Origin of the sequence: Bordetella petrii (assembly GCF_020991325.1) — a bacterium.
Classification (GTDB): domain Bacteria; phylum Pseudomonadota; class Gammaproteobacteria; order Burkholderiales; family Burkholderiaceae_B; genus Bordetella_A; species Bordetella_A petrii_E.
The window spans coordinates 1-7,373 of the sequence record NZ_JAJMLX010000230.1 but is presented as its reverse complement, the minus strand read 5'-3'; the positions used below and the strand labels follow the sequence as shown (position 1 = coordinate 7,373).

Genomic DNA, 7,373 nt, shown 5'->3' with positions numbered 1-7,373 from the left:
CGCCACTATCGGCGAAGCATTCCAGCAATGCCTTGACGCGCGCGCTGCGCCCTTTGCGTCCGGGCACCAGCAGCATCACGGGCACCGCATCCAGTTGCCAGGCCGGCAGCACGCGCACCAGTGTGCCGCGCGCCACGGCGGCCTCGGCGTCCCATTGCGAGCGCACCACCATGCCCAGGCCCTGTTCGGCCCAGGCGCGTGCCACGTCGCCATCGTTGGACACATAGGCCGGCGTTACCCGCACCGTTTCCACTGCCTTCTGGCCCGCCGCGCGCCGGCCCGGCCGCCGGAAGCGCCACAGGGTGACGTCTTCATCGTTCTCGCGTATGCAGATGCAGCGATGCCGCAGCAGATCGCGCGGTTCGCGCGGCATGCCGTGCTGGTCCAGGTAGTGCGGGCTGGCGCAAAGCCAGCGCTCGTTGTCGGCCAGCCGGCGCGCCACCCAGGACGAATCGCGCACCGTGCCGATGTGCACCACTGCATCGGCGTCGTGATGATCGGGCCAGGGCGTTTCGCGCAGATCCAGTTGCACGCGCAGGCCGGGATGGCGCTGCGCCAGGCCGGCCAGTACGGGGGCAATGTGGCGGCGGCCGTAGCCAAAGGGTGCGGCAATGCGCAGCGTGCCGGTCAGCAGGCTGTCGTCGCGCTGCAGCGATTCGGGCAGGGCGTGCAACTGCGCCAGCAGCGCCGTGGCCTCGCGGGCGAAGCGTTCGCCTTCCGGCGTCAGGCTCAGGCGGCGCGCCGTGCGCACGGCCAGGGCCAGCCCCAGCGCGGTTTCCAGCTTGCGCAGGCGCATGGACAAGGCGGGCGGCGTCACATTCAGTGCGCGGGCCGCCGCACTAAGCGATGGGGCCTGCGCCAGGGCGGCGGCCAACTCCAGGTCCTCGGTTTTTATCATTCAGGCTGGCTTAACGATAACTGAAGAATCATTAAATCACAGCAAGGCCCCGCAGGCCTATAGTCGTGCCATTGCCTATCTACACCGGAGTACGCCATGGCCGCCACGCCCGCCTTTTACCCACGCGCCGTACTGTTCGACCTGCTGACTGCCCTGCTTGATTCCTGGACGGTATGGAACGCCGCCGCGGGCTCGGAACAGGACGGCCGAGCCTGGCGCGCCGAGTACCTGCGCCTGACATACGGCTGCGGCCGCTACGTGCCCTACGAGCAACTGGTGCGCGACGCGGCGCGGGCTGTTGGCCTGCCCGGCCGCGCGGCCGACGAACTCGAAACCCGCTGGACCGCCCTGCAACCCTGGGACGGTGCCCGCGCACTGCTGCAGGCACTGCGCCCGCACACCCGGTTGGCGGTGGTGACCAACTGTTCGCAACGCCTGGGCCGCCAGGCCGCGGACTTGCTGGGCATTGACTGGGATGTGATGGTCACCTCAGAGGATGCGGGCTACTACAAGCCCGACCCACGCCCCTATCAAATGGCCCTGGACCAGTTGGGCGTCGCGCCGGCCGATGCCGCCTTCGTGGCCGGCTCGGGCTACGACCTGTTCGGCACGTCGCGCGTCGGGCTGCGCACCTATTGGCACAACCGCGTCGGCCTGGCCCTGCCGGCGGGCGCCCCGGCCGCCGAGATGCAATCCCCCACCCTGGAAGCGGCGCTGCCCTGGCTGCGGCAGTTCCAGCCCCTGTCGTCCTGACCATACGGAGTTCCCATGATCCGCTTCCATTGCTACGCGGCGCCGCTGGCCGCCCTGCTTCTGCTGGTGTGCGCGGTGCCGTCCGCGCTGGCGCAGCCTTTCCCGCAGCGGCCGGTCACGCTGGTGGTGCCGTTCCCGGCGGGCGGTCCCAGCGATGCGCTGGCGCGCGGTTTCGCGCAGCACATGGGCGAGCGCCTGGGCCAACCCATGGTGGTGGAAAACGTGGGGGGCGCGGGCGGCACCATCGGCCTGCAGCGCGTCGCGCGAGCCCAGGCCGACGGCTATACGCTGGGCTTCGGCACGCTGGGTACCCATGTGGCCAATGCCGCCGTGTATCCCAACCTGCCCTACGACCCACAGGCCAACTTCCTGCCGATAGGGCTGGCCGGTTCGGCGCCCATGCTGCTGCTGGCGCGCCCGGATTTTCCCGCCGACACCCTGCCGCAGTTCGCCGACTGGCTGGCCACCCGGGGCGACAAGGCCACCTACGGCAGCGCCGGCGTGGGGTCGATTTCGCACTACGGCTGCGTGCTGCTGCTGGCGGCATTGAACCGGCCCGCCACCCACGTGCCGTACCGCGGCGTCGCACCGGCCATCAGCGACCTGATGGGAGGCCAGACCGATTTCATGTGCGACCAGACCACCACGTCGCTGCCGCAGATTGCCGGCGGCAAGCTCAAGGCCATTGCGGTACTCTCGGATACGCCCCTGGCGCAGCTGCCCGGCGTGGGCACCGCCGCGCAGGCGGGTTACCCGCTGAACATCCGCTCCTGGAACGCACTATTCGCGCCGCGCGGCACACCGGAGCCGGCCCTGGCCCGGCTGCAGCAAGCTTTGCAGGACGCGGCATCGGACGCGAAGTTTGCGGCGCAGATGAAGGCAGTGGGTGTGGATCTGCCGCAAGGCGATGCCGCCGGGCCGCAAGTAGTAACCGACATGATCCAGCGCGGCCTGCGCGATGACGTGCCGGCCTTGAAAGCCAGGCAGGAATTCCTGAACTGAATTTAGTAACGAGCAACCCATGACCCAAGCTTCCCATTCCCTGAGCTCCCTGGACACGCCCGCCGCCATCGTCGACGTGGCTCGCATGCAGGGCAACATCCAGCGCATGCAGCAACGCATGGATACGCTGGGCGTGGCCCTGCGGCCGCACGTGAAAACCAGCAAATGCACGCCCGTGGCGCAGGCCCAGTTGGCCGCGGGCGCGCGCGGCGTCACCGTATCCACGCTGAAAGAAGCCACGCAGTTCTTTGAAGCCGGCATCACGGACATTCTGTATGCCGTCGGCATGGCCGAACACCGGCTGCCCGCCGCGCTGGCGCTGCGCCGGCAGGGCTGCAACCTGAAGATCATTACCGACAGCGTGGCGGGCGCAAGCGCCATTGCCCGGTTCGGCGGCGAACACGGCGAAGCCTTCGAGGTGTGGATCGAGGTGGACACCGACGGGCATCGTTCGGGCATCAAGCCCGAAGAAGCCGCGCTGCTGGACGTGGGCACCGCCTTGCATACAGGCGGCATGAAGCTGGGCGGCGTCATGACGCACGCCGGCTCCAGCTATGAACTGGACACGCCGCAGGCGCTGGCCGCCATGGCCGAACAGGAACGCGCCGGCTGCGTGCGCGCGGCCGAACGCCTGCGCGCCGCAGGCCTGCCTTGCCCGGGTGTCAGCGTAGGGTCCACGCCCACCGCGCTGTCGGCGCAGAACCTGCAAGGGGTTACCGAAGTGCGCGCGGGCGTATATGTATTCTTCGACCTGGTCATGCACAACATCGGCGTATGCCGCACCGATGAACTGGCGCTGAGCGTGCTGACAACCGTCATCGGCCACCAGGCCGACAAAGGCTGGGTCATTGTCGACGCGGGCTGGATGGCCATGAGCCGCGACCGCGGCACGCGCGACCAGGCCCGCGACTTCGGCTACGGCCAGGTCTGCACGCTGGACGGCGAACCGCTGGACGGTTATACGCTTATTGGCGCCAACCAGGAACACGGCATCATGGCGCCGGCCCAGCCGGGCGGCGACGTAGTGGCGCGCTTTCCCATCGGCACGCGCCTGCGCGTGCTGCCCAACCATGCCTGCGCCACCGGTGCGCAATATCCCCAATACCAGGCCTTGCAACCCGACGGCACCCTGCAGGCCTGGGACCGCGCGCACGGCTGGTAACGCACCCCTTTTCCATCATCCAGGACACATGACGACCTCGCCCCCCGCGCCCCATTACGTATCGCCCGACAGCCTGGCCCGACCCGGCGGGCATTACAGCCATGCCTGCGTGGCCAATGGCATGGTGTACGTTTCCGGCCAGTTGCCCATCCGGCCCGACGGCACCAGGCTGGACGGCGCCCCCTTCGAGGCCCAGGCGCGCCAGGTGCTGGACAACCTGGCCGCCGCGCTGCAGGCCGCCGGCAGCAGTGTCGAACGCCTGGTGCAGGTGCGGGTATATGTAGACAGCGTGGACAACTGGCCCGCCTTCAATACGGTATATGCGGCCTGGGCGGGCGCGGCGCGCCCGGCCCGCGCGGTGGTGCCCACCGGCCCGCTGCATTACGGTTTCAAGGTGGAAGTCGAGGCCGTCGCCATGCTCTGAACCGCGGCGGCTTTCAGGGGGCGTCGGCGAACGTGTCCACCACCAGCGCGCGCAGCCACTGGCTGCCGCTGTCGCGATGAAAGCGCCGGTGCCAGTACAGATTGGTTTGCAGCGCCGGCACGCGCACGGGCGGAGTCAGCATGCCCAACTGGAAATGCGGCCCGGCGCTGGCCGCCAGCTTGCGCGGCACGGTGGCCAGCAGGTCGGTGGTGCTGACGATGTACGGCACCGCCGAAAAATGCGGCACGCTGAAGTGCGCGTCCAGCGCCACCCCGGCTTTTTCCAGTGACTGGTTCACCTGCCCATAGGGCGCCGCGCGCGACACCACCAGATGGCGCTCGGCGCGGAAGGCCTTCAGCCCCATGCCTTCGTGCGCAGTGGGGTGGCCGCGCCGGAACAGCGTGGCATAGCCCTGGCGGAACAGCATGCGCTGCATGACGCCGCTGCCCAGGCCGTCGAACGCGCCGATGGCCAGGTCGACCCGGCCGGCGTCCATTTCGTGGCGCAAGTCGGCGCCCGCCAGGCGCAGCGAGTCGATGCGCACGCCCGGCGCATGCCGCGCGCATTGTTCCATCAGGCGCGGCATGAAATGGATTTCGCCCACGTCCGACATGGCAATGCGAAAACGCCGCTGGCTGCGGGCGGCATGGAAATCGTGGGTGGCATCCAGGGTGTGCGACAGCAGCGCCAGGGCTTCGCCCACCGGGCCGCCCAGGCGCTCGGCCTGGGGCGTGGGCTGCATGCCCTGGGGCGTGCGCACGAACAGATCGTCGCCCAACGCGGTGCGCAGGCGCCGCAGCGCATTGCTGACCGCCGGCTGCGACAAGTCCAGGCGGCGCGCCACCGCCGAGATATTGCGTTCTTCCAGCAGATGCTGGAACACCACCAGTAAATTCAGATCGAGATTGCGCAGTTCGGCCATGCCGCGTTCCCCGGAATACCTATTCAGCAAATTTATAGCTGATATTTTTGTATTCCCATAGCCAGGGCTTGGCTTTTTTCCGACAATGCAGGCTGCATGCACGCCGTGCGCCCTGCGCGCACGCCCCTGGAGAGAGACACCATGCCCCTGCAATATCAATCCGGCTTCGGCAACGACTGGGCCACGGAAGCGCTGCCCGGCGCCCTGCCGGCGGGCCGCAATTCGCCCCAGCGCTGCCCCTATGGCCTGTATGCCGAACAATTGTCCGGCACCGCCTTCACCGCCCCCCGTTCGGAAAACCGCCGTTCGTGGCTGTACCGCATCCGGCCGGGCGTGCAGCACCGCCCCTTCGAACCCTTCGGCGGCGCGGCGCGCTGGCTCAGCGACTTCGGCACCGGCCCAGTCACGCCCAACCAGTTGCGCTGGAGCCCGCTGCCCATGCCCGACGCTCCCACCGATTTCATCGAGGGCGTGCAAACCTGGGGCGGCAATGGCGGCCCCGGGGAACACGGCGGCGTGGGCATCCACCTGTATGCCGCCAACCGGTCGATGCACGGCCGGTTCTTCTATAACGCCGACGGCGAACTGCTGATCGTGCCGCAGCAAGGCCGGCTGCGCCTGGCCACCGAACTGGGCGTGATCGAACTGGAGCCCCTGGAAATCGCCGTGATTCCGCGCGGCGTGCGCATGCGCGTGGAACTGCCCGACGGAGAGGCGCGCGGCTATATGCTGGAAAACTTCGGCGCCGCGTTGCGGCTGCCCGAGCTGGGCCCCATAGGCTCGAACTGCCTGGCCAACCCGCGCGACTTCCAGACCCCCGTGGCCTGCTATGAAGACGTGGAAGGCGACTTCGAACTGATAGGCAAGTTCACCGGCGGCTTCTGGCGCGCGCCCATCGGCCATTCACCGCTGGACGTGGTGGCCTGGCATGGCACGCACGCGCCCTACAAATACGACCTGCGCCGTTTCAACACCATAGGCTCCATCAGCTTCGATCATCCCGACCCGTCGATATTCACGGTGCTGACGGCGCCGTCGGACACCCCCGGCACCGCCAACATGGACTTCGCCATTTTCCCGCCGCGCGTGCTGGCCATGGAAGACACGTTCCGTCCGCCCTGGTTCCATCGCAACGTGGCCAGCGAGTTCATGGGGCTGATCCACGGCGTGTACGACGCCAAGGCCGACGGCTTCGCCCCCGGCGGCGCCAGCCTGCACAACTGCATGAGCGGCCACGGGCCGGACGCCGGCACCTTCGAGAAAGCCACGGCCGCCGACACGCGCCAGCCGCATTACATCCGCGATACCATGGCGTTCATGTTCGAGACGCGACGCGTCATCCGTCCCACCGCGCAGGCCCTGGAATCTTCGCAGTTGCAGGGCGACTACTACCAATGCTGGCAGGGGCTGAAGAAACACTTCAACCCCGCCCAACCTCACTGATTCATTGCCCATGACCACTCTGAACGAAACCCACGACGCCGCCCTGACCAGCTGGGTGGACAGCGCCAATGGCGATGCCACCGGTTTCCCGGTGCAGAACCTGCCGTACGCGGTGTTCCGCCGCCGCGGTTCGCAAGAAGCCTTCCGCCCGGGCGTGGCCATCGGCGACCGCATCCTGGACCTGGCCGCGCTGGCAGGGCTGAGTGTGTTCGACGGCCCGGCCGCCGAAGCACTGGACGCCTGCCGTGGCGACAGCCTGAATGCCCTGATGGCCCTGGGCCGCACGCACTGGAGCGCCCTGCGCCTGGCGCTCCACCAAGGCCCGGACCGAGGCGGGCAGCGGGGCCTTCAACGCCTTGCGGTAGCGGGCCACGGCGGCGTCCTCGCCGCGCTCGCACTCTTCCAGCACGGCCTTGTCATCGCGGGTCGTCATGGCGGCCTTCACCGAAACCCAGCCGCGGTGCAGTGCGCCAGAGACCGTGCCGCCGGACGAAGGCTCGCCGCCGTGGTTGCGGATCTCGCGCTCCAGCTCTGCTGCGGCGGCAGCGCATTCGCTGGCATGGCGCAGGAAGATGCCCTTGAGTTCGGGCGATTCGGCGTGCTCGGCCGACGTACGGAAACCGTATTCGCCGTCGCGGCAGGATTCCAGCAGATCGTCGAGCACGTCCACCACGTCGTCGTTGTCGACGATGGCGTTGTCGCTACCCGTGCTCGATTGCGTCATGCTGCCCACCGTGGCGCCCGCGCCGGAGGTTCCAGCGGCGCCCAG

General features: G+C 68.5%; 7 protein-coding genes and 2 pseudogenes. 6 read left to right on the top strand and 3 right to left on the bottom strand.

Features of this window, described 5'->3' with window-relative positions; genetic code table 11:
• Positions 1–898, bottom strand: an 898-nt coding sequence (locus tag LPZ50_RS19050) for a LysR family transcriptional regulator (protein WP_230663711.1), incomplete at its 3' end; no start/stop codon positions are given.
• Positions 899–994: 96 nt separating this feature from the next.
• Here LPZ50_RS19050 and LPZ50_RS19045 point away from each other — a divergent pair.
• The 4 genes from LPZ50_RS19045 to LPZ50_RS19030 are packed head-to-tail and all read left to right on the top strand — an operon-like array spanning position 995 to position 4,239.
• On the top strand, positions 995–1,651 hold the full coding sequence (locus LPZ50_RS19045; RefSeq protein ID WP_230663708.1) for an HAD family hydrolase: 657 nt from the start codon (positions 995–997) through the stop codon (positions 1,649–1,651).
• A 15-nt stretch (positions 1,652–1,666) separates the two neighbouring features.
• Positions 1,667–2,653: a tripartite tricarboxylate transporter substrate-binding protein gene (locus LPZ50_RS19040; RefSeq protein ID WP_230663705.1), complete on the top strand. Its 987-nt coding sequence runs from the start codon at positions 1,667–1,669 to the stop codon at positions 2,651–2,653.
• Between the two features lie 19 nt (positions 2,654–2,672).
• On the top strand, positions 2,673–3,815 hold the full coding sequence (locus LPZ50_RS19035; RefSeq protein WP_230663702.1) for a DSD1 family PLP-dependent enzyme: 1,143 nt from the start codon (positions 2,673–2,675) through the stop codon (positions 3,813–3,815).
• Between the two features lie 28 nt (positions 3,816–3,843).
• Positions 3,844–4,239, top strand: coding sequence for a RidA family protein (locus tag LPZ50_RS19030; protein WP_230663699.1), 396 nt, complete (start codon positions 3,844–3,846; stop codon positions 4,237–4,239).
• Between the two features lie 13 nt (positions 4,240–4,252).
• On the opposite strand, the gene LPZ50_RS19025 is transcribed toward LPZ50_RS19030, so the two are convergent.
• Positions 4,253–5,161 (bottom strand): LysR family transcriptional regulator, encoded by a 909-nt coding sequence (locus LPZ50_RS19025; RefSeq protein ID WP_230663697.1) that lies wholly within the window; start codon positions 5,159–5,161, stop codon positions 4,253–4,255.
• Between the two features lie 141 nt (positions 5,162–5,302).
• Here LPZ50_RS19025 and hmgA point away from each other — a divergent pair, with 141 nt between their 5' ends.
• Together hmgA and LPZ50_RS19015 are read left to right on the top strand one after the other, a co-directional pair.
• Positions 5,303–6,604, top strand: coding sequence for a homogentisate 1,2-dioxygenase (hmgA, locus tag LPZ50_RS19020; RefSeq protein ID WP_230663695.1), 1,302 nt, complete (start codon positions 5,303–5,305; stop codon positions 6,602–6,604).
• Between the two features lie 10 nt (positions 6,605–6,614).
• Positions 6,615–6,863, top strand: a pseudogene (locus LPZ50_RS19015) (fumarylacetoacetase); the annotation flags it as partial.
• 33 nt (positions 6,864–6,896) lie between these two features.
• Here the strand turns inward: LPZ50_RS19015 and LPZ50_RS19010 are convergent.
• A pseudogene (locus tag LPZ50_RS19010) lies at positions 6,897–7,373 on the bottom strand (ferritin-like domain-containing protein); the annotation flags it as partial.